Annotated in this window: 19 protein-coding genes; 7 read left to right on the top strand and 12 right to left on the bottom strand. The window is 61.4% G+C overall.

Going from position 1 to position 20,430, the window contains the following annotated elements; translation table 11 throughout:
• Positions 1-36: 36 nt before the first annotated feature.
• The 6 genes from pqqB to VC35_RS01385 all read left to right on the top strand — a co-directional run bounded on the left by pqqB (position 37) and on the right by VC35_RS01385 (position 6,158).
• Positions 37-951 carry a pyrroloquinoline quinone biosynthesis protein PqqB gene (pqqB, locus tag VC35_RS01410; RefSeq protein WP_046037289.1) on the top strand — a complete coding sequence of 305 codons (915 nt, stop codon included), beginning with the start codon at positions 37-39 and terminating at the stop codon, positions 949-951.
• 71 nt (positions 952-1,022) lie between these two features.
• The gene (gene pqqC, locus VC35_RS01405) at positions 1,023-1,775 is read left to right on the top strand and encodes a pyrroloquinoline-quinone synthase PqqC (RefSeq protein WP_046037288.1); all 753 of its coding nucleotides are present in this window, start codon (positions 1,023-1,025) and stop codon (positions 1,773-1,775) included.
• Positions 1,772-2,044 carry a pyrroloquinoline quinone biosynthesis peptide chaperone PqqD gene (gene pqqD / locus VC35_RS01400; RefSeq protein WP_046037287.1) on the top strand — a complete coding sequence of 91 codons (273 nt, stop codon included), beginning with the start codon at positions 1,772-1,774 and terminating at the stop codon, positions 2,042-2,044. Before pqqC ends, pqqD begins: the two co-directional genes overlap by 4 nt.
• The gene (gene pqqE, locus VC35_RS01395; RefSeq protein ID WP_046037286.1) at positions 2,022-3,164 is read left to right on the top strand and encodes a pyrroloquinoline quinone biosynthesis protein PqqE; all 1,143 of its coding nucleotides are present in this window, start codon (positions 2,022-2,024) and stop codon (positions 3,162-3,164) included. Before pqqD ends, pqqE begins: the two co-directional genes overlap by 23 nt.
• Before the next feature lie 110 nt (positions 3,165-3,274).
• Positions 3,275-4,438, top strand: coding sequence for an alcohol dehydrogenase-like regulatory protein ErcA (gene ercA, locus VC35_RS01390; protein ID WP_046037285.1), 1,164 nt, complete (start codon positions 3,275-3,277; stop codon positions 4,436-4,438).
• On the top strand, positions 4,422-6,158 hold the full coding sequence (locus tag VC35_RS01385; RefSeq protein ID WP_046037284.1) for a PAS domain-containing hybrid sensor histidine kinase/response regulator: 1,737 nt from the start codon (positions 4,422-4,424) through the stop codon (positions 6,156-6,158). Before ercA ends, VC35_RS01385 begins: the two co-directional genes overlap by 17 nt.
• Here the strand turns inward: VC35_RS01385 and VC35_RS01380 are convergent.
• From VC35_RS01380 to copC, 9 genes are all read right to left on the bottom strand, one after another.
• Complete coding sequence (locus VC35_RS01380) at positions 6,134-7,024, bottom strand: aldose 1-epimerase (RefSeq protein WP_046037283.1); 891 nt, start codon at positions 7,022-7,024, stop codon at positions 6,134-6,136. The genes VC35_RS01385 and VC35_RS01380 overlap by 25 nt on opposite strands.
• 87 nt (positions 7,025-7,111) lie before the next feature.
• On the bottom strand, positions 7,112-8,392 hold the full coding sequence (locus tag VC35_RS01375) for a TRAP transporter large permease (RefSeq protein ID WP_046037280.1): 1,281 nt from the start codon (positions 8,390-8,392) through the stop codon (positions 7,112-7,114).
• On the bottom strand, positions 8,393-8,920 hold the full coding sequence (locus VC35_RS01370; protein ID WP_046037279.1) for a TRAP transporter small permease: 528 nt from the start codon (positions 8,918-8,920) through the stop codon (positions 8,393-8,395).
• Between the two features lie 78 nt (positions 8,921-8,998).
• Positions 8,999-9,970, bottom strand: a complete 972-nt coding sequence (locus tag VC35_RS01365) for a TRAP transporter substrate-binding protein (protein WP_046037278.1) — start codon at positions 9,968-9,970, stop codon at positions 8,999-9,001.
• A 77-nt stretch (positions 9,971-10,047) separates the two neighbouring features.
• Positions 10,048-10,935, bottom strand: coding sequence for an SMP-30/gluconolactonase/LRE family protein (locus VC35_RS01360; RefSeq protein ID WP_046037277.1), 888 nt, complete (start codon positions 10,933-10,935; stop codon positions 10,048-10,050).
• Between the two features lie 52 nt (positions 10,936-10,987).
• Entirely contained in the window at positions 10,988-11,812 is an 825-nt protein-coding gene (locus VC35_RS01355; protein WP_046037276.1) for an NAD-dependent epimerase/dehydratase family protein, read from the bottom strand.
• A 268-nt stretch (positions 11,813-12,080) separates the two neighbouring features.
• Entirely contained in the window at positions 12,081-13,376 is a 1,296-nt protein-coding gene (locus VC35_RS01350; protein WP_046037275.1) for an OprD family porin, read from the bottom strand.
• Positions 13,377-13,692: 316 nt separating this feature from the next.
• Positions 13,693-14,550 carry a copper homeostasis membrane protein CopD gene (gene copD, locus VC35_RS01345; protein ID WP_046037274.1) on the bottom strand — a complete coding sequence of 286 codons (858 nt, stop codon included), beginning with the start codon at positions 14,548-14,550 and terminating at the stop codon, positions 13,693-13,695.
• 3 nt (positions 14,551-14,553) lie between these two features.
• Positions 14,554-14,919 carry a copper homeostasis periplasmic binding protein CopC gene (gene copC / locus VC35_RS01340; protein ID WP_046037272.1) on the bottom strand — a complete coding sequence of 122 codons (366 nt, stop codon included), beginning with the start codon at positions 14,917-14,919 and terminating at the stop codon, positions 14,554-14,556.
• 135 nt (positions 14,920-15,054) lie between these two features.
• On the opposite strand from copC, the gene VC35_RS01335 reads away from it, so the two are divergent.
• Positions 15,055-15,675, top strand: a complete 621-nt coding sequence (locus VC35_RS01335) for a TetR/AcrR family transcriptional regulator (protein WP_008046717.1) — start codon at positions 15,055-15,057, stop codon at positions 15,673-15,675.
• Positions 15,676-15,816: 141 nt separating this feature from the next.
• Here VC35_RS01335 and preA read toward each other — a convergent pair whose 3' ends face one another.
• The 3 genes from preA to hydA all read right to left on the bottom strand — a co-directional run bounded on the left by preA (position 15,817) and on the right by hydA (position 20,060).
• Positions 15,817-17,091: an NAD-dependent dihydropyrimidine dehydrogenase subunit PreA gene (preA, locus tag VC35_RS01330; RefSeq protein ID WP_046037271.1), complete on the bottom strand. Its 1,275-nt coding sequence runs from the start codon at positions 17,089-17,091 to the stop codon at positions 15,817-15,819.
• Positions 17,092-18,459: an NAD(P)-dependent oxidoreductase gene (locus VC35_RS01325; protein ID WP_046037269.1), complete on the bottom strand. Its 1,368-nt coding sequence runs from the start codon at positions 18,457-18,459 to the stop codon at positions 17,092-17,094.
• Between the two features lie 161 nt (positions 18,460-18,620).
• The gene (gene hydA / locus VC35_RS01320; RefSeq protein WP_046037268.1) at positions 18,621-20,060 is read right to left on the bottom strand and encodes a dihydropyrimidinase; all 1,440 of its coding nucleotides are present in this window, start codon (positions 20,058-20,060) and stop codon (positions 18,621-18,623) included.
• Positions 20,061-20,430 lie beyond the last annotated feature (370 nt).

Genomic DNA, 20,430 nt, shown 5'->3' with positions numbered 1-20,430 from the left:
TTGCGTTGGCCGGGCCTGCCTTCTGGAGCATCCGCCATGCACATCCGTGTTCTCGGTTCCGCCGCTGGCGGTGGTTTCCCTCAGTGGAACTGCAACTGCCGCCAGTGCGCCGGCGTGCGCAATGGCAGCCTGCGGGCACAGCGCCGTACGCAGTCGTCGATTGCCCTGAGTGACGACGGCGTGGAGTGGGTGTTGTGCAATGCTTCACCGGACATTCGCGCGCAACTCGATAGTTTTGCGCCATTGCTACCGGCGCGGCGCCTGCGTGACAGCGCCATCGCCGGCATCGTGCTGCTCGACAGCCAGATCGACCATTGCACCGGGTTGCTCAGCCTGCGCGAAGGCTGCCCGCATGCGGTGTGGTGCACCGAGCGTGTGCACCAGGACCTGAGCAGCGGTTTCCCGCTGTTCAACATGCTCGGACACTGGAATGGCGGGTTGCAATGGCAACCAGTCGGTCTTGAGCGTCAACCGTTCAACATCCCGGCCTGCGGGCATTTGCAATTTCGCGCGATTCCCCTGGTGAGCAACGCGCCGCCGTATTCGCCCAATCGCGGCAACCCGCAACCGGGCGACACCATTGGCCTGTTCATTGAAGACCTGCGCAACGGCGCCTCGCTGTTCTATGCCCCGGGCCTTGGCCGAATCGACGATGAAGTGCTGGGCTGGATGCAGCGTGCCGATTGCCTGTTGCTGGATGGCACCCTGTGGCGCGACGACGAGATGCGTATCTGCGAAGTCGGCCAGAGCCTGGGCAGCGAAATGGGGCACCTCCCACAAAGCGGCCCCGGCGGGATGCTTGAAGTGCTGGAGGGTTTCAACCGCCAGCGCAAGGTGCTGATCCACATCAACAACACCAATCCGATCCTCGATGAAGACTCGGCCGAGCGGGCTTTGCTGGAGCGGCGGGGTATTGAAGTGGCTTATGACGGCATGAGTATTGAGCTGTAGCCGAAGGCCTCTTCGCGAGCTTGCTCGCGATGAGGCCAGCGCAGGCACCGCAAAAAATCCCGGAGAACAAAATGACTGACACCCCCATGTCCCCCACAGAATTCGAAGCCGCCCTGCGCGCCAAGGGCGCCTACTACCACATCCACCACCCTTACCACCAACTCATGTACGCCGGTCGCGCCAGCCGCGAGCAGATCCAGGGTTGGGTCGCCAATCGTTTCTACTATCAGGTCAACATCCCCCTGAAAGACGCCGCGATTCTTGCCAACTGCCCGGACCGCGACGTGCGCCGGGAGTGGCTGCAACGGATTCTCGACCACGACGGCGTCCCCGGCAGCGAGGGCGGTATCGAAGCCTGGCTGCGCCTGGGCGAAGCCGTGGGGCTGGATCGCGAGCAGATTTTGTCCCAGGAACTGGTGCTGCCCGGGGTGCGATTTGCCGTGGACGCCTACGTCAATTTCGCCCGTCGCGCCTGCTGGCAGGAGGCGGCCAGCAGTTCGCTGACCGAACTCTTTGCGCCACAGATCCATCAGTCGCGACTCGACGCCTGGCCGACTCATTACCCGTGGATCGACGTCGCCGGCTACGATTATTTCCGCACGCGCCTGAGCCAGGCGCGGCGCGATGTCGAGCACGGGTTGCGCATCACCCTGGCGCACTACGTGACGGCCGAGGGGCAACAACGCATGCTGCAGATCCTGCAATTCAAGCTCGACGTGCTGTGGAGCATGCTCGATGCCATGAGCATGGCCTACGAGCTTGCGCGCCCGCCGTATCACACGGTCACCGGCGACAACGTCTGGCACCGGGGGATCGCCCTGTGAGCCTGATCAATCGCCAGCAGTCACCGGCCTTGCGCCGCGGTTTTCGCCTGCAGTGGGAGCCCCGTCAGGACTGTCATGTGCTGCTATACCCCGAAGGCATGATCAAGCTCAACGCCAGTGCCGGACAGATTCTCGACCTGGTGGATGGCCAGCGCAGCGTGGCGGCGATCATTGATCGATTGAGCGCCAGTTTCCCCGGGGTACCCGGGATCGACGAAGACGTGCTGGCGTTTCTGGAGGTGGCCCATGCGCAATTCTGGATCGAGTGAGACGATGCCGGGGCCGCCGTTGTGGCTGCTCGCCGAGCTGACCTACCGCTGCCCGCTGCAATGCCCGTATTGCTCCAATCCGCTGGATTTTGCCCGGCACGGCGAGGAACTGAGCACGGAAGAATGGATTCGCGTATTCCGCGAAGCGCGGGACATGGGCGCCGCGCAATTGGGCTTTTCCGGTGGCGAGCCATTGGTGCGCCAGGACCTCGCCGAACTGATCAAGGCCGCCCGGGACATGGGCTACTACACCAACCTGATCACCTCCGGCATCGGCCTGACCGAGCAGAAGGTGCGCGACTTCAAGGTGGCCGGGCTGGACCATATCCAGATCAGCTTCCAGGCCGCCGACGAGGAGGTGAACAACATGCTCGCCGGCTCGCGCAAGGCCTTTGCCCAGAAACTCGCCATGGCCCGTGCGGTGAAAGCCCAGGGCTATCCGATGGTGCTGAACTTCGTCACCCATCGGCACAACATCGACCGGATCGCGCAGATCATCGAGCTGTGCCTGGAGTTGGAGGCGGACTTTGTCGAACTGGCCACCTGCCAATTCTATGGCTGGGCCGAACTCAACCGCGTCGGCCTGTTGCCCACCCGTGAGCAACTGCAGCGTGCCGAGCGCATCACCAATGAATACCGCGAACGCCTTGAAGCCCAGGGCCACCCGTGCAAGCTGATCTTCGTCACCCCGGACTACTACGAGGAGCGTCCCAAGACCTGCATGAACGGCTGGGCCAACCTGTTTCTCGACATCACCCCCGACGGCACGGCCTTGCCTTGCCACAGCGCCCGGCAGTTGCCGGTAGCGTTTCCCAACGTGCGCGAGCACAGCCTCTCGCACATCTGGAACGACTCGTTCGGTTTCAATCGTTTTCGCGGCGATGACTGGATGAAGGAGCCGTGCCGCTCCTGCGATGAAAAACACAAGGACCTGGGCGGGTGCCGCTGCCAGGCCTTCATGCTGACCGGCGATGCCAGCAATGCCGACCCGGTGTGCAGCAAGTCCCCGCACCACGGGGTGATCCTCAAGGCCCGGGAGGAAGCGGAGGCACCGGGGTTGGGGATCGAACACCTGACGTTGCGTAACACGAAGGCTTCGCAGTTGATCTATCGCGGCTAGCCTGGCGATACAAATCACTGTCTGGGTCAATGACCTTGGTCTGATTGCATTCACAGCTGGATGGTTTAGTGTGGTTTCTACCTTCCAAAACAATAAAAACAGGCTTTCCAATGAGCCAGAGTCTCAACCAGCTGCGCAAGTTCGTTTCCCCTGAAATCATCTTCGGTGCCGGTAGCCGGCACAGTGTCGGCAATTACGCCAAGACCTTTGGCGCGCGCAAGGTCCTGGTGGTCAGTGACCCCGGTGTGATTGCCGCCGGCTGGGTCGCCGATGTCGAGGCCAGCCTGCAAGCGCTGGGCATCCAGTATTGCCTGTACTCCGATGTCTCGCCGAACCCGCGGGTCGAAGAGGTGATGCTCGGCGCCGAGATGTACCGGGAAAACCACTGCGACGTGATCGTCGCCGTCGGTGGCGGCAGCCCGATGGATTGCGGCAAAGGCATCGGCATCGTCGTCGCCCATGGCCGCAGCATTCTCGATTTCGAGGGCGTGGACACCATCCGCGTGCCCAGCCCGCCGCTGATCCTGATTCCAACCACCGCCGGCACCTCGGCCGACGTCTCGCAATTCGTGATCATTTCCAATCAGCAGGAACGCATGAAGTTCTCCATCGTCAGCAAGGCCGTGGTGCCGGACGTTTCGCTGATCGACCCGGAAACCACCCTGAGCATGGACCCGTTCCTGTCGGCCTGTACCGGCATCGACGCCTTGGTGCATGCCATCGAAGCCTTTGTGTCCACCGGCCACGGGCCGCTGACCGACCCCCATGCGCTTGAGGCGATGCGCCTGATCAATGGCAACCTGGTGCAAATGATCGCCAACCCGACCGACATCGCGTTGCGCGAAAAAATCATGCTCGGCAGCATGCAGGCCGGGCTGGCGTTTTCCAACGCGATCCTGGGTGCTGTGCATGCCATGTCCCACAGCCTGGGCGGCTTTCTCGATCTGCCCCACGGTCTGTGCAACGCGGTACTCGTCGAGCACGTGGTGGCCTTCAACTACAACTCGGCGCCAGATCGCTTCAAGGTGATCGCCGAGACATTGGGCATCGACTGCCGAGGCCTGAATCACCGGCAGATCTGCGGGCGCCTGGTCGAACATCTGATCGCTTTGAAACACGCCATCGGCTTTCACGAAACTCTCGGTTTGCATGGCGTCAGGACCTCGGACATTCCGTTCCTGTCGCAGCATGCGATGCACGATCCGTGCATCCTGACCAACCCGCGCGAATCCAGCCAGCGTGATGTCGAGGTCGTCTATGGCGAAGCCCTCTGACGAGCAACAACGGGCCCTGACGGGGCTGCTGGGGCTGGGCAGCCACTCGGCGCGCAAGAGCCATTACCCGGAGCTGGCCGCGCGTCTGGATGAGCTGGAAGCCGAGCGTAACCGCTACAAGTGGCTGTTCGAAAACGCGGTGCACGGGATCTTCCAGGCCAGCCTGCACGACGGCATGCGCGCCGCCAACCCGGCGCTGGCACGCATGCTCGGCTACCAGGACCCGCAGGAGGTGCTGTTCTCCCTGACCGATCTGGGCAGCACCCTGTTCGTCGACGGCGCGCAGGAGCTGGAAACCATCGGCGAAATCCTCAGGCACCAGCGCAGCCTGCACGGCTATGAAACCCGCTTGCGGCGCAAGGACGGCAGTCACCTGGATGTATTGATGAACTTGCTGCTCAAGCCCGGCCAGGAAGGGCTGGTGGAAGGGTTCGTCTCCGATATCACCGAGCGCAAGCTGGCCCAGCGACGCCTGCAGCAACTCAATGACGAACTGGAGCAGCGCGTCGTTGCGCGCACCGATGAATTGCTCGAGGCCAACCGTAACCTTCAGCAGCAGATCACCCAGCGTAAACAGATCGCCAAGGCCTTGCGCGATGCCCGCGATGCCGCCGAGGCCGCCAATCACAGCAAGGACAAATACCTCGCCGCCGCCAGCCACGACCTGCTGCAACCGTTGAACGCCGCGCGGTTGCTGATTTCGACCTTGCGCGAACGCAAACTGCCGGAAGCCGAGCAAGTGCTGGTGGAACGCACTCACCAGGCCCTGGAAGGGGCCGAAGACCTGCTGACGGATCTGCTCGACATTTCCCGGCTCGATCAGGCCGCGGTCAAGCCGGACGTTGCGTCGTACCGCCTCGACGAACTGCTCGGGCCGCTGGTGTCGGAGTTCCAGTCTGTCGCCCAGGCAGCCGGCTTGAACCTGCGGGTGCGCATGGCCGATTACGCCATCAGCACCGACTTGCGCCTGATGACGCGGATCCTGCGCAACTTCCTCAGCAATGCCTGCCGCTACACCGATGAAGGCAGCATCCTGCTGGCGGCCAGGCGTCGGGGCGAGATGTTGCGCCTGGAGGTCTGGGACACCGGGCGTGGCATCGCCGCCGACCGGCTCGATTCGATCTTCCTCGAGTTCAACCAGCTGGACGTCGGCCGCGCCGCCGACCGTAAGGGCGTGGGCCTGGGGCTGGCGATTGTCGAGCGCATCGCCAAGATCCTTGGCTACAGGATCGGCGTGTACTCGATGCCGGGGCGGGGTTCGATGTTCAGCATTGAAGTGCCGATATCCGATGAGGTTCCGCTGCCCGTGAGCCAGGCGGTGCCACAACCGGGCACCGGCAACCCGCTGCCGGGCCGCCGTTTACTGGTGATCGACAACGAAGTGAGCATTCTCGAAAGCATGAGCGCATTGCTCGGGCAGTGGGGCTGCGAGGTTCTGGTCGCCACTGATGAAGAGGCTGCGCTGGCGGCGCTACGCGGGCAGGCACCGGAACTGATTCTCGCCGACTATCACCTCGATCACGGGGTGGTCGGCTGTGATGTGGTGCGACATTTGCGCGAGCATTTCCACCAGGACATTCCCGCGGTGATCATTACCGCCGACCGCACCGACCATTGTCGGCGTGCGTTGCAGCGGCTCAACGCACCCTTGCTGAACAAACCGGTGAAGCCCGGCAAGTTACGAGCGGTGTTGAGTCAATTGTTGGGGGCACCAGCCTGAAGCGGCCGGTACTGCAGGGTGAAGCCCAGTTCGGTGGATTGACCCTGTTCCAGTAAACGCAATCCTGGCCGACCGGGCAGGTGATGCGCGTTGACCGGGTGGCTCACCGGTTCGATGCAGAAAAACCCCAGGCCCACGGGGCAATAGAGCAGGTAGTAATCGCTGCCGGTAGCCTGGCAGTCGAGTGCGTAACCAAGATCCATTTGTTCGATCAGGCAGTGTCCGTTCCATTCGCAGAAACCGTTGTCCACCAGCGATTCGGGCAACGACTTCAGTTGCTGGAAATCCCACTCGACCGGCAATGCGCTGAGTTCCGTCGGCAGTTTTGCCCCGTCGCACATCCACACATGCCGGGCGGGTGCCTGTAGTCGGGTGTTCGGTGTCCGAGGCAGATACGGATGCAATCCCAGGCCATGCCACGCAGCGTGTTCAGCCAGGTGCGTGACGTGCAGTTCGATGCTCAGCTTGCCCGCGCTCAAATGGAAACGTTGCCGCGCGCGATAAGCGAAGGGGGTTGTGCTGTCTAGTTGCAGGACCACTTCATTTTGCGACCGGGAAACCACCTCCCACGGCTGCTGCCAGGCGCTGCCGTGAATCGGCAGGGGATCGGTGAGGCTGTTGGGCGTCAATGCCAGCCAGCCATCGGGGCAGTCGAAACCTCCACCGGCGATGCGATTGGACCAGGGGATCAAGGGAAAGCCGCCGAGCTTGCCGGGCAGGCCGGTGTTCAAGGCGTGCTCATCGGCGTGGCGCAGCAAGGGCTGGCCAGTGCTGCGCACGGTCCAGTTGACGATGCTCGCCCCTAGTTCCGGGGCGAGGGTGAGGTGGGTGAGTTCGTCTTCAAGTTCGATCAGTGTTAACGACATGTTGACCTGCCATGTGATTTTTTGAGGCTTGCACCGTTCCCTGTGGCGAGGGGCTTTTGTGGCGAGGGGGCTTGCGTGTCTGAATGCTTACAACACCAGATGCGGCAACCACAGCGACAGTGCCGGAATGTAGGTCACGGCCAACAGCACCAGGAACAGCACGCCGTAGAACGGCAGCAGGGCTTTCACGGTGGATTCGATACTGACCTTGCCCACCGCCGACCCCACGAACAGTACCGCACCCACCGGCGGTGTGATCAAGCCGATGCCCAGGTTCACCAACATGATCATGCCGAACTGCACCGGGTCCACGCCAATGCCGAGGATCACCGGCATCAGGATCGGCGTGAGGATCAGGATCAGCGGTGCCATGTCCATCACGGTGCCCAGCAACAGCAGCATGACGTTGATGCACATCAGGATCACATAGCGGTTGTCCGAGAGAGTCAGGAACAGCGTGGTGATCTTCGCCGGAATCTGCATCAGGGTCATGATGTAGCCGAAGCTGGCGGCGAAGCCGATCAGGATCATCACGATCGAAATCGTGCGCACGGTGCGGTGCATCAGTTTTGGCAGTTCGCTCCATTTGTAGTCGCGGTAGATGAACATGGTCACGAAGAACGACCACAGAACGGCAATCGCCGCCGACTCGGTGGCGGTGAAAATACCCGACAGGATGCCGCCGAGGATGATCACCATCGCCATCAGGCCCCACAGCGCCTCGCCGCAGATCTTCAGCGCCTCGCGCATCGGAATGACTTCACCCTTGGGGTAGTCGCGCTTCTTGGCGAAGATCAGGCACAGCACCATCAGGCACGCGCTCATCAACAGGCCCGGCACTACGCCGGCCATGAACAGCGAGGCAATCGACACCGTGCCGCCGGCGGCCAGTGAGTAGAGCACCGAGTTGTGGCTGGGCGGTGTCAGCAGCGCTTGCACCGAACCGCTGACGGTCACCGCCGTCGCGAATTCCCGGGGATAGCCACGGCGTTCCATTTCCGGAATCAGCACCGAACCGACCGAGGCGGTGTCCGCCACCGAGGAGCCGGAGATCGCGCCGAAGAAGGTCGAGGCCATGATGTTGACCAGCGACAAGCCACCACGCACGAAGCCCACCAGCACCCCGGCGAACGCCACCAGGCGCCGGGACATGCCGCCCTCGGCCATGATCGCGCCCGCCAGGACGAAGAACGGAATCGCCAGCAGGGAGAACTTGTTCACGCCCCCGGCCACCTGAATCATCAGTGCCTGGAACGGGATGTCGATCCACCAGGCGCCGATCAGTGCGGCAAACCCCAGGGCGTAGGCGACTGGCATGCCGATCAGGATCAACGCGATAAAACTGCCCAACAGAATAAAAGCGTCCATTCAGGCAGCCCCTTCGTTTTCTTCAACGAGGTCGAAACGCACGACCCGACGGTTGCTCTGGTCGCCGAGCAAGAGTTTTTCCAGGACAAACACCAGCGTCAGCACGCCGCCCACCGGAATCGGCATGTACGTGATGCCCACCCGCAGGGTCGGCAGGGCGCTCATGAACTGGTTCCAGGTGGACATGCACAGCTTGCTGCCCCAGATGGCCATGAACAGGCAGATGGTCGCCATCAGCATTTGCGCGACAATGGCCGCGGCCTTGCGCAGGTGCGGCGGCATGCGGTCGGTGAGCATCGCCACCGCCATGTGCGAACCGGATCGATAGCTGGCGGCGGCGCCGATGAAGGTGAAGACCATCATCAGCAGAATGGCGGTAGGCTCCGGCCAACTGGAGCCGGTACCGAGCACGTAACGGGCAAAAACGCCCCAGGGGATCATCAGGGAAATGGCCAGGACCGACAGGCCGGCAACCCAGATGCAGGTCATGTAAATCCCGTCGTTGATACGCAGCAGCAGATTCTTCATCGGGTTCCACCGTAACCGGGCGCGCACTGACGTACACCAACGTCAGCGGCGCCGGGCCTTTCTTGAATGCAGGGAGGGTTACTGAACGGCTTCGATGCGCTTGATCAGATCGGCGTAGGGGGCGCCGTATTTCTCGCGGATCGAGGCAGTGGCCTCGTAGAAAGGTTTCTTGTCGACGGTGATGAACTCGACACCGGCGGCCTTGAGTTTTTCTTCGCTGCTGGCCGATTTCGCATCCCACAGGGTGCGTTCCTGGGCCTGGGCCGCCTTGGCGGTTTTCTTCACCAGGGCTTGCTGCTCGGGGGTGAGTTTGTCCCAGGTGATTTTCGACATCACGATTGGCTCGGGCAGGATCAGGTGGCCGGTCAGGCTGTAGTACTTGGCGTTCTGGTAGTGGTTGTGTTCGAGCAGGGTCGGCGGGTTGTTTTCCGCACCGTCGATCACGCCGGTCTGCAGGGCGCTGAAGATTTCGCCGGTGTCCATCGCGATGCCGTTGCCGCCCATGGCGTTGATGGTTTCGATGAACATCGGGTTGCCTTGCACGCGGATCTTCATGCCCTTGAGGTCTTCCAGGCTGCGCACCGGTTTCTTGGTGTAGAGGTTGCGCGTGCCGCCGTCCATCCAGGCCAGGGCGACCAGGTTGAATTCGGAGTTGGTGATCTTGTCGAGGATTTCGTCGCCGACCGCACCGTCGATGACCTTGCGCATATGGGCCTGGTCACGGAACACGAACGGCATGTTGAACACGTTCACGTCCGGCACCACCGGCCCGACGATGCCGAGGCTGACCCGGGCCATCTGCACGGCGCCGACCTGGGCCTGTTCGACCACTTCTTTTTCCGAGCCGAGCACGCCACCGGCGAACATCTTGAAGGTCAGCGCGCCATTGCTGTCGGCCACCAGGGTTTTGCCCAGTTGTTCTTCAGCCACCACGGTCGGGTAACCGGCGGGGTGGATGTCGGCGAATTTGATTTCCAGTGCCTGGGCGGCACCGCTGAGGGAGAAGGCTAATGGAAGTGCAGCGGCGAGCAAGGTGCGTTTGAAGTCCATGGGGGGTGTCTCCAGTTTTATTGTTTTTTTATTCAAGGCACAGCGATGCAGCAGGAGCGCTTTTCTGTTGGGGGTGCTCAGTCGTTGAAACGGGGTTCGGGTAAACCTTTGACGCCGGGATCGAGGGCGAACACGCCACCGGCCAGTGATTGGGGATCATGGTCGTCGCCGGGGCGGATCGAGGTCACGAACAGCGTGTCCAGTCGAGGGCCACCGAAGGCGCACATGGTGGGTTTTTTCACCGGTACGGCGAGGGAGCGGTCAAGTCGGCCGTCGGGGGTAAAACGGTGGATCAAGCCGGCGTCGTTGGCGCAAATCCAGTAGCAGCCATCGGCGTCGACCGCCGCACCGTCGGGGCGACCTTCGTACTGGTTCATGTCCACGAACACGCGTCGGTTCGACGGCGTACCGGTTTCGATGTCGTAGTCGAAGGCCCAGATCTGCTGGACCTGAGGGTGAGAGTCGGACAGGTACAGGGTGCGCCCGTCCGGGCTGAAGCCCAGGCCGTTGGGCACGATTAAACCGCTCAGTCGGGCCTCGAGCGGCCCGCTCTGACCGGCGCTGTAGCGATACAACGCACCCTCGGCGACGTTGGCGCCCATGTTCAGCACCATGCTGCCTGCCCAGAAACGTCCCTGACGATCGCAGCGGCCGTCGTTCAAACGCATGTCGGTGCGGGCATGCTCGACATGGGCCAACTGTTCACTGTCGAGGCTGCCATCGGTGCGCGGATGCAGGCGGAAGAACCCGCTCTCCATGCCGGCGACCCAACCGCCGTCATGATGACGTGCGATGCAAGCGAGCATCTCCGGGGTTTTCCAGGCATCCATCTGCCCGGTGTCGGCACTCCAGCGCTGTAAACCGCCGGCGGGAATATCGACCCAGTACAGGGCGTTTTCCTCAGGTACCCAGACTGGGCTTTCACCGACCGCGTTGCGGGCGTCGACAATCAATTCAGCTTGCATGGCAACTCATTCCCTTGGTTTTTGTTGTGGGGATCAAGCAACACGCGAAGGCTCAGTCACCGAACGGGCCAGCCGCGCAGAAGGCGCCGCCCTGATAGAGCCGCGCCGGATCATCGGCGGCGGGCATCGGCTGGGCTTCGATTTTTTCGCGGAACACTTCGGAGCTGTCCTGGGGGACAAAACCCAGGGCCGTGGCATAACGGTTGTCCCACCAGATGTCCTTGTTGTCGGACATGCCATAGACCACGGTGTGGCCGACATTCGGCGTGTATAGGGCGCGATCGAGCAGTTGGGTCAGATCGCCGAAGCTCAGCCAGGTGCTCATCATCCGGCGGTTGTGGGGCTCCGGGAACGACGAGCCGATGCGCACGCTGACGGTCTCGATGCCATAGCGGTCGAAGTAGAACGTGGCCATGTCTTCGCCGTAGGACTTGGACAAGCCGTAGTAACTGTCCGGGCGGCGAGGGGAGTGGGCGTCGATCACCTCGTCTTGTTTGTAGAAGCCGATCACATGATTGGAACTGGCGAAGATCACCCGCTTCACGCCATGGCGGCGCGCGGCTTCGTAGATGTGGAACACGCCGCAGATGTTGGCGCCGAGGATCTCTTCGAAAGAGCGCTCGGTCGACACGCCGCCGAAGTGCAGGATCGCGTCCACGCCTTCGACCAGTTGATGCACCGCCTGCTTGTCGGCCAGATCGCAGGGCACGACTTCTTCGCGATCATCGATGGCCGGCGCGATGTCGGCGATGTCCGACAGGCGAATCACATTGGCGTAGGGGCGCAGGCTTTCGCGCAGGATTTTCCCGAGGCCACCGGCGGCGCCGGTCAGCAGCAGGCGATTGAAAGGGGTGCGGGCGGTTGCAGTGGTCGTCATGGGAATCCTGGACAAACAGTTGTTGTTATTGATTCGTTGTAGGTTGTCGTACGACTTTGTTGAGTATCGTTAGGCTTTCTGGCTCTTGTCAACGCGACATTGGTGGAAATTGACGGAGGGTCGTCTCCTGGAGGTCTGATGCAATTCTTAATATTCCCGCGCACCTTGTGGGAGTGAGCCTGCTCGCGATAGCGGTCTAACTTTCAACATCGAAGTCGACTGACAATCCGTCATCGCGAGCAGGCTCACTCCTACATTGGCGTTGTGTTTACAGGAGGCTGATCGGATAGCTGATGAAAATCCGGTTCTCATCGAATTCGTTGGTGCTGAAGCTCTTGCGAATAGTAGCGTTACGCCATTTCACGTTGAGGTTTTTCAGCGCACCGCTCTGCACGGTGTAGGCCAGTTCCGATTCGCGACCCCATTCCTCGCCGTCGGTAATTTTCCCGGTGTGCACGTTGTCACCGCTGATGTAGCGGTTCATCAGGGTCAGGCCCGGAACGCCGAGGGCGGCGAAGTTGTAGTCGTGACGCACCTGCCACGACTTTTCCCGGGCGTTGTCATAGCTGGAGTTGTAACTGTCGTTGGCCAGGGTGCCGCCGCTGGTGCCGTTGACCCGCATCCAGACGTCGTCACCGGTGAGTTTTTGCAGGCCGACGTAGAAGGTGTTGCCGCCGTACTTGGCCGAGAGCAGGGCGAACGCGGTCTTGTTGTCGAGATCACCGGCCAGCGCGCTGCCGTCTTCCTTGCCGATGAAGTAGCCCAGGTTGGCGCCCAGGGTCCAGTCGCCGAGGGGCTGGCTGTGGGTCAGGTTGAAGTATTGCTGCTGGTAAATGTCACTGAGTTCGGAGTACCAGACACCGACCTGCGTGCGCTTTTCATTGAACGCATATTCACCGCCGCCGAAGTTGAAACGGTCCGAGGTGAACGCCGCTTTACCGTTCATGAACATGTCTTCCATGCTCGCGTCGTTACGCGGGCTGTTTTTCTGGAATTGACCGCCATAGAGCGTCAGGCCGCTGATTTCGGTGGAGGTCACCTGAGCGCCCTGGAAGGTCTGCGGCAGCGAGCGGCCATCGTCGGAACGCAGGATCGGCAGCACCGGCATCCATTCACCGACCTTCAATTCGGTTTTCGAGATCTTGCCTTTGAGCGCCACGCCGAGCCGGCCGAAATTGTCAGCGGGGCGGCCATCGTCATGGATCGGCAACAGCTGCGTGCCACCGGTGCCTTTGCCGCCATCGAGCTTCTGCGAGTACAGGCCCAGTACATCGACACCGAAGCCCACAGGACCCTGGGTGAAACCGGAGCGGGCATCGAGAATGAAGTTCTGCGTCCACTCTTCAGCCTTGCCCTGGGGGTAGGCCGGGTTGGTGTAGTTGCGGTTGATGTAGGCGTTGCGCAGGTTCAGCGTGGCCTTGGCGTCGTCGGTGAAACCTTCTGCCTGGCAGGTGATGGGCAGGACGAGGGCCAGGCCGCTGCAGCCGATCAGGCTCAGGGTATGACGACGGGCAAAGTCTGTACGCGAAGAACGGGCGGAGGAATTGCGGACGAGCTTGTTCACTGTGACGCTCCCTTGTTTCTTGTTTTTATTGTTGTCATACGTCGTCGTACAACATTGGGGGCGATATTTGCGGGATTTTCGTGGGTTGTCAATCGGAAGTTATACGATGACTTGTGGAGAGATGGATTACATTTTGTGGGGGTAAGCTTTTGTGGCGAGGGGGCTTGCCCCCGTTGGGTCGCGAAGCGGCCCCCTGTGATCTTTCAGGCATATCAAGGAGTTTGTATTTACGACTGCTTCGCAGCCGAATGGGGCGGTGCGGCGTTCCGACAAGCCCCCTCGCCACAAAAGCTCGCTCCCACAGGGGACGGGGTTATTAGTTGGAAATCATGGGGGGTAGGGTGCCCAGCAATGAGACTGCCGCCACTGCGCCAAGCCCCAGCATCCACTCCAGCATCACGCTGCTACGCAATGCTTGCAGACGCTGCTCACACTCATTGATCCGCAAGCGATTGAACAACGCCAGGCCCAGCATCGTCGTCACCAGCGCAGCCTTGATCAACAGGATCAAGGCGAACCCGCTGAACAACGGTGTCGGCCAGAACGCTCCGGTGAGCACCCGCACATTGATCAGCCCGGTGATCAGCAGCCCGGCGACCAAGCCGTAACCGACGCCGCTGAAGCGCTGCAGCATCACGCGGATCGAATGCCCATCGGGTTGACGCAGAATCATCACCAGCAGCATCAAGCCGCCGAGCCAGGCACCCACGCAGATCAAGTGAATGAGTTGATTGAGGATCAGCAACTGGCCTGCGGTGCCATCGAGCATGGCGCCGTGGCCGACCGGGGCCAGGGTGGCCAGCAGCAGGCCGCTGAGGATCAAGCGCAGCGCAAGGCTGGCGCGCAATGGGGTCAGCAGCAACGCCAGCAACAGCAGGTTGATCAGCAAATGCCAGCGCCAGACCTGACCGAAAAAGGTATTGCCCAGCACCAGGCCCAGGGTCGACGGATCGAAGGCCGCGTCCCAGGCCCCAGCCATGCTCGCGGTAATCAGCAGCAACCAACAGACCCCGCTGCCCAGCGCCACCACGACCAGCCAACGGCAGGTCCGAGCCAGCCGCTGATCCAGTGTCGTTTCGCCATTTGCCAGCAAGGGCCTGAACAACCAGCCTCCGAACAGCATCAGCACCACGATGAAATGCAGGAAGCGGCACAGCACCAGCGCGCTCGCCATGAATTACTGGCCAACCTTGAAGGCGTAGGCACCTTCGCTTTTGTGGGTGTCGACGGACACGGCGTGCCATTCGACTTTGTAGGCGCCGGCGGTCAACGGCGCGGCCGGGGTGACGATCAGGGTCTTTTTGTCGCTGCCTTCGGTGGTCAATGCTTTGACCTCCACCGGTGCGCCATCCCGGGTCAGCATGACTTTGGTGAAACTGGCCTCGATACCCTCGGAGAACTCCAGGCGCAATTCCTTTGGCGCGGCCACGGTGCTGTCGGCGGCCGGTGTCTGGCTTTTCAGGTGGGCGTGGGCCAACACCGAAGAAGTGGCGAGCAGCGAGCCGAGCAGGGCAGCGACGGTCAGGGTTTTCTTGAGCAGCATCGTGGGTACCTCAGGCAGTTTCCAAGTGCGCAGAGTTTAGCTTTACGACAGCGCCAGTACGAAGTTTCGTTTTCCCCTGTCGCCGCGGTCCAGAGCGGATGCTAGTCTTGCTCAACGTTGTTGTCGGGGATCCGCATGGGCAATCACAAGATCGAGATTCGTCGCAGTAACGTCGAAAAAATCCTGCTGGGGGCGGAAAAGGTCTTCGCTGAAAAGGGCTTCGGCAGCACCGCCATGGCCGACATCGCCGCTGAAGTGCAACTACCGCGTTCCAACCTGCACTACTACTTCAGCACCAAGACCGAGTTGTACAGCGCCGTGCTGTTCGACTTGCTGGAAGTCTGGAAGCAGGACGCGCTGTGCTTCGAGATGTTCGATGACCCGCGTGTGGTGCTCAGCAGCTACATCCGCGCCAAGATGAACCATTCCCGCAGCCGGCCGTATGGCTCGAAAGTCTGGGCCAACGAAATCATCCATGGCGCGCCGACCCTCGGCGAAGCGCTGGATGCGAGCCTGTACGACTGGGCCAAGATGAAGGAAGCGAAAATCCGCCAGTGGGTGGACGACAAACGCATCCTGCCGGTGGAGCCCTCGAGCCTGCTCTACATGATCTGGGCCTCGACCCAGCACTACGCCGACTTCGATCACCAGGTGAACATTCTCAATGATCATCAGCCACTGTCGGATATGCAGTTCGAGAAGGCGGTGCAGACGGTGACCAGTGTGATTTTGCGGGGGATTGGGTTGGAGCCTTGAGGTTGGGTGGTGTTGCTGCTGGCCTCTTCGCGGGCAAGCCCGCTCCCACAGTGTTTTATGTCGTACACAAATCCTGTGTACACAGAGAAACCTGTGGGAGCGGGCTTGCCCGCGAAGGCGTCGGTTCAGACGCCGCTGACCTCAAGGGCTGACGTGATACGGATTCCTCGGATCATGATTCCAGTCCAGGAACGGCTTGCCAGTCTCCACCGGCACCATCTCGATACAGTCCTGCACCGGGCAGGTGATCTGGCACAGGTTGCAGCCCACGCACTCCTCATCGATCACTTGATACTTGTGAGTACCGTCCGCCTGCTTGAGGCTAGCCACGGCCTGGTGCGAAGTGTCTTCACACGCGATATGGCAACGACCGCAACCGATACAAGCCTCCTGATCGATTTTCGCGATCACCTGGTAGTTGATGTCCAGGTACTTCCAGTCCGTGGTGTTGCCCACCGCACGCCCGGAAAACTCCGAAATGCTGGCGTAGCCCTGACTGTCCATCCAGCGTGACAAGCCGTCCTTCATCTCCTCGACAATCCGGAAGCCATGCAACATCGCCGCCGTGCACACCTGCACCGAGCCGCTGCCCAGGGCGATGAATTCCGCGGCGTCGCGCCAGTTGCCGATGCCGCCGATGCCGCTGATCGGCAGCCCCTGGGTCTGTGGGTCGCGGGCGATTTCGGCGACCATGTTCAAGGCAATCGGCTTGACCGCCGAACCGCAGTAGCCGCCGTGGGTGCTTTGGCTGCCGACCATGGGGTTGGCGACCATGCGTTCGAGGTTGACGCTGGTGATCGAGTTGATGGTGTTGATCAACGACACCGCATCGGCACCGCCTCGGTGTGCGGCGCGGGCGGCGACACGGATGTCGGTGATGTTCGGCGTGAGCTTGACGATCACCGGCAACGAGCAATACGTCTTGCACCAGCGGGTGACCTGTTCCACATATTCCGGCACCTGGCCGACCGCCGCGCCCATGCCGCGTTCCGGCATGCCGTGGGGGCAACCGAAGTTCAGCTCGATGCCGTCGGCACCGGTGGCCTCCACCAGCGGCAGGATGTTTTTCCAGGATTCTTCGACGCAGGGCACCATCAAGGACACGATCAGCGCGCGGTCCGGCCAGTCCTTTTTGACCTGGGTGATTTCCCGCAGGTTGATCTCCAGCGAGCGGTCGGTGATCAGTTCGATGTTGTTGAAGCCCAGTACCTCCCGGTTAACCCCGAAGTGCGCCGAGTAGCGCGACGACACGTTCACCGCCGCCGGGTCTTCACCCAGGGTTTTCCAGACCACGCCGCCCCAGCCGGCCTCGAAGGCGCGGACCACGTTGTAGGCCTTGTCGGTCGGCGGCGCAGAGGCCAGCCAGAATGGATTGGGTGCTTTGATGCCGGCGAAGACAATCGACAGATCGGCCATTTACGCAGCCTCCACGTTGAGCATCAGTTGAGCGTTGATTGCCTCGGCGGCGCGCTTGCCATGCTGCACGGCTTGCACGGTGAGGTCTTGATCGAGGCTGGTGCAGTCGCCGCCGGCATACACGCCGGGGATGCTGGTGCGCAGGTTTTCATCGACTTCGATGCGCTCGCCTTGGCGCTTGAGTTCATGGGCCAGCGGATCGCTGAGGGCGCTGCCGTCGAAGGCCTGGCCGATGGCTTTGAAGATCGCATCGGCGGCCAGTTCGAAGGTTTCACCGGTGGTTTGCAGGCGACCTTTCACCAGATGGGTGCGGGCGAAACGCATGCCGCGCACGCGGCCTTGGTCATCGAGCAGCACTTCTTCCGGTTGTGCCCAGGTCATCAGCCGCACCTGATTGGCCTTGGCAATGTCCTGTTCGTGATGGGTGGCACCCATGTCCTCGATGCCACGGCGGTACACCAGATTCACGTCGTGGGCACCGAGGCGGGCCATTTGCACCGCCATGTCGATGGCAGTGTTGCCTGCGCCGAGGACAATGCAGTGGTCGGCCAGGGGCAATTGGCTCAGGTCATCGGCCTGGCGCAATTCGCGGATGTAGTCGGTGGCGGCGAGCAGGCCGGGCGCGTCTTCGTGGGCCAGGCCCAGCTGTTTGCTGGCATTGAGCCCGAGGCCGAGGAACACCGCATCGAACTGTTGATGCAGTTCGCTGAGGGTCAGGTTCTCTCCGAGTTTCTGCCCGTGGCGGATTTCGATCCCGCCAATTTCCAAGAGGAACTCAAGCTCCTTTTGCGCGTAGTCATCCACCAGTTTGTATTTGGCGATCCCGTATTCGTTGAGTCCGCCAGCCTTTTCCCGCGCCTCGAAGATCACCACGTCATGCCCGTGCATGGCACTGCGGTGGGCGCAGGATAAACCGGCCGGACCGGCGCCGACCACGGCGATGCGTTTGCCGGTGGTGGCAGCGCGCTGGAAGGGGTGCGTGCTGAAGTGGGCGTTGTCCACGGCGTAGCGTTGCAACAGACCGATCATGACCGGCGCGCATTCGTGAGCGTTGTTGCGCACGCAGGCTTGCTGGCAAAGAATTTCCGTCGGACACACCCGGGCGCAACTGCCGCCGAGGATGTTGGCCGAGAGGATTTTCTGCGCCGCGCCTTGCACGTTGTCCTGCGCAATGTTGCGGATGAACGAGGGAATGTCGATCTCGCTCGGACAGGCATTGACGCAGGGCGCGTCGTAGCAATACAGGCAGCGCGAGGCTTCCAGTTGCGCCTGGCGCTCGTTGAGCGGCGGCGCCAGGTCGGTGAAGTGGCCGGCGAGGGCGGCCGCATTCTCTTGGGGATGCGGGAGGTGGTCCAGGGTCTTGATCACGGTTTTGGCCTCACGGTTATTTGAGGTGCTGCCTCTGAATGGGCATTGTTTTTGTGTTGTCTGGGCTGACGTCATCGCGAGCAAGCTCGCTCCCACAGGTTTTGTGGACACCCGAGATCCCTGTGGGAGCGGGCTTGCCCGCGATAGGCCGCAGGCCGCTTTCAGCGTTTCACGGCAACCGGCTGATTCAACTCAGCCCGCTTGCTCAGCAAATCAAACACCGCCGGATACGCCGGCCGCTCGATATACCGCCCGGCCCCGCGTTCGGCCCGCAGGTCGCCGTCGGCCCAGACCACGCGGCCCTGGCTGATGGTGTGGCTGGGCACGCCGCGCACGGTCTTGCCTTCGAAGATGTTGAAGTCCACCTGCTGATGGTGGGTCTTGGCGGAAATGGTCCGCGTGCCTTGCGGGTCCCACAGCACCAGATCGGCATCGGCACCCACACGAATCGCGCCTTTGCGTGGGTAGAGGTTGAAGATCTTCGCTGTGTTGGTGGACGTCAGTGCGACGAATTGCTGCATCGAAAAGCGTCCGCTGTTCACCCCTTCATCCCACAGCACTGCCATGCGGTCTTCGATACCGGCAGTGCCATTGGGGATCTTGCTGAAGTCGTCACGGCCAGCGGCTTTTTGCTCGGCGCAGAAACAGCAGTGGTCGGTGGCGGTGGTGTGCAGGTTGCCCGATTGCAGGCCATGCCAGAGCGCCTCTTGATGGCCGCGAGGACGGAACGGTGGGCTCATCACGTAACCGGCGGCGGTCTGCCAGTCCGGATCGCGGTAGACGCTGTCGTCCAGCAGCAGGTGCCCAGCCAGCACTTCACCGTAGACCGGCTGGCCCTTGCCCCGTGCGTAGGTGATTTCGTCCAGGGCTTCCTTGGTCGAGACGTGGACCAGGTACAGTGGCGTGCCCAGGGTTTCGGCGATACGGATCGCCCGGCTCGCGGCTTCGCCTTCAACCTGTGAAGGACGCGACAGGGGATGCGCTTCCGGCCCGGTGATGCCCTGGGCCATCAGCTTGCGTTGCAGGTGATACACCAGTTCGCCGTTTTCCGCGTGAACGGTCGGTATCGCGCCCAGTTCCAGGCAGCGTTCGAAACTCGCCACCAGGGTGTCATCGGCGGCCATGATCGCATTCTTGTAGGCCATGAAATGCTTGAAGCTGTTGACGCCGTGCTGGCTGACCAGCTCGGCCATTTCCTCGCGGACCTGTTCGCTCCACCAGGTGATGGCGACATGAAAGCCGTAGTCCGACGCCGACTTCTCGGCCCAGCCGCGCCACTGATGGAAGGCTTCGAGCAAGGATTGCTGTGGGTTGGGAATCACGAAGTCGATGATCGAGGTGGTGCCGCCGGCCAGTCCCGCCGCCGTACCGCTGTAGAAGTCTTCGCTGGCCACGGTGCCCATGAAGGGCAGTTGCATGTGGGTGTGCGGGTCGATGCCGCCGGGCATCAGGTATTGGCCACTGCCGTCGAGCACTTCGGCGCCTGCAGGTACATCGAGATTTTCGCCGATGGCCTTGATCACGCCGTCTGCGCAATACACATCGGCGCGATAACTTTCATCATGGGTAATAACGGTGGCGCCACGGATCAACAGAGACATTCCGAGTTCCTCGCAGGCAATGACCGGCTTATGCCGGTTCTAGATGTTCTATATAAAAACAGCCCGGCCAGATTGATTCCTGTCAGCGCTGTCAGGATTAAACGCTAGCTGCAGTTATCCGAATCGGCAAGAATATTTTTTATAAGCTTATTCTGTTATTAACTAACTGATATTTAACGACTAAGTTCAAGAATCACCAAAATGGTGAGGCCGCTCACCATTTTGACGCACTTGACAGGATCGAAAAATAGTCAAGATTTCCTATGTGAAATCAGCTGTTTGAGTATGGTCTATGGTTGATGCGCAGCCATTGAAAAAAGATTAACGCACCAGATTGAGTCCTGACTGTCCGGACAACTTGCCTGGCATT

Source organism: Pseudomonas fluorescens (assembly GCF_000967965.1).
In the GTDB taxonomy this organism is placed as follows: domain Bacteria; phylum Pseudomonadota; class Gammaproteobacteria; order Pseudomonadales; family Pseudomonadaceae; genus Aquipseudomonas; species Aquipseudomonas grandcourensis.
The sequence above is the reverse complement of the archived record's forward strand: the minus strand, read 5'-3'. Positions and strand labels throughout refer to the sequence as shown.

Coding starts and splice junctions, on each gene's coding strand:
- pqqB (WP_046037289.1), top strand. CDS start 37: ATGCACATCCGTGTTCTCGGTTCCGCCGCTGGCGGTGGTTTCCCTCAG.
- pqqC (WP_046037288.1), top strand. CDS start 1,023: ATGACTGACACCCCCATGTCCCCCACAGAATTCGAAGCCGCCCTGCGC.
- pqqE (WP_046037286.1), top strand. CDS start 2,022: ATGCGCAATTCTGGATCGAGTGAGACGATGCCGGGGCCGCCGTTGTGG.
- ercA (WP_046037285.1), top strand. CDS start 3,275: ATGAGCCAGAGTCTCAACCAGCTGCGCAAGTTCGTTTCCCCTGAAATC.
- VC35_RS01385 (WP_046037284.1), top strand. CDS start 4,422: ATGGCGAAGCCCTCTGACGAGCAACAACGGGCCCTGACGGGGCTGCTG.
- VC35_RS01380 (WP_046037283.1), bottom strand. CDS start 7,024: ATGTCGTTAACACTGATCGAACTTGAAGACGAACTCACCCACCTCACC.
- VC35_RS01375 (WP_046037280.1), bottom strand. CDS start 8,392: ATGGACGCTTTTATTCTGTTGGGCAGTTTTATCGCGTTGATCCTGATC.
- VC35_RS01370 (WP_046037279.1), bottom strand. CDS start 8,920: ATGAAGAATCTGCTGCTGCGTATCAACGACGGGATTTACATGACCTGC.
- VC35_RS01365 (WP_046037278.1), bottom strand. CDS start 9,970: ATGGACTTCAAACGCACCTTGCTCGCCGCTGCACTTCCATTAGCCTTC.
- VC35_RS01360 (WP_046037277.1), bottom strand. CDS start 10,935: ATGCAAGCTGAATTGATTGTCGACGCCCGCAACGCGGTCGGTGAAAGC.
- VC35_RS01355 (WP_046037276.1), bottom strand. CDS start 11,812: ATGACGACCACTGCAACCGCCCGCACCCCTTTCAATCGCCTGCTGCTG.
- copD (WP_046037274.1), bottom strand. CDS start 14,550: ATGGCGAGCGCGCTGGTGCTGTGCCGCTTCCTGCATTTCATCGTGGTG.
- copC (WP_046037272.1), bottom strand. CDS start 14,919: ATGCTGCTCAAGAAAACCCTGACCGTCGCTGCCCTGCTCGGCTCGCTG.
- VC35_RS01335 (WP_008046717.1), top strand. CDS start 15,055: ATGGGCAATCACAAGATCGAGATTCGTCGCAGTAACGTCGAAAAAATC.
- preA (WP_046037271.1), bottom strand. CDS start 17,091: ATGGCCGATCTGTCGATTGTCTTCGCCGGCATCAAAGCACCCAATCCA.
- hydA (WP_046037268.1), bottom strand. CDS start 20,060: ATGTCTCTGTTGATCCGTGGCGCCACCGTTATTACCCATGATGAAAGT.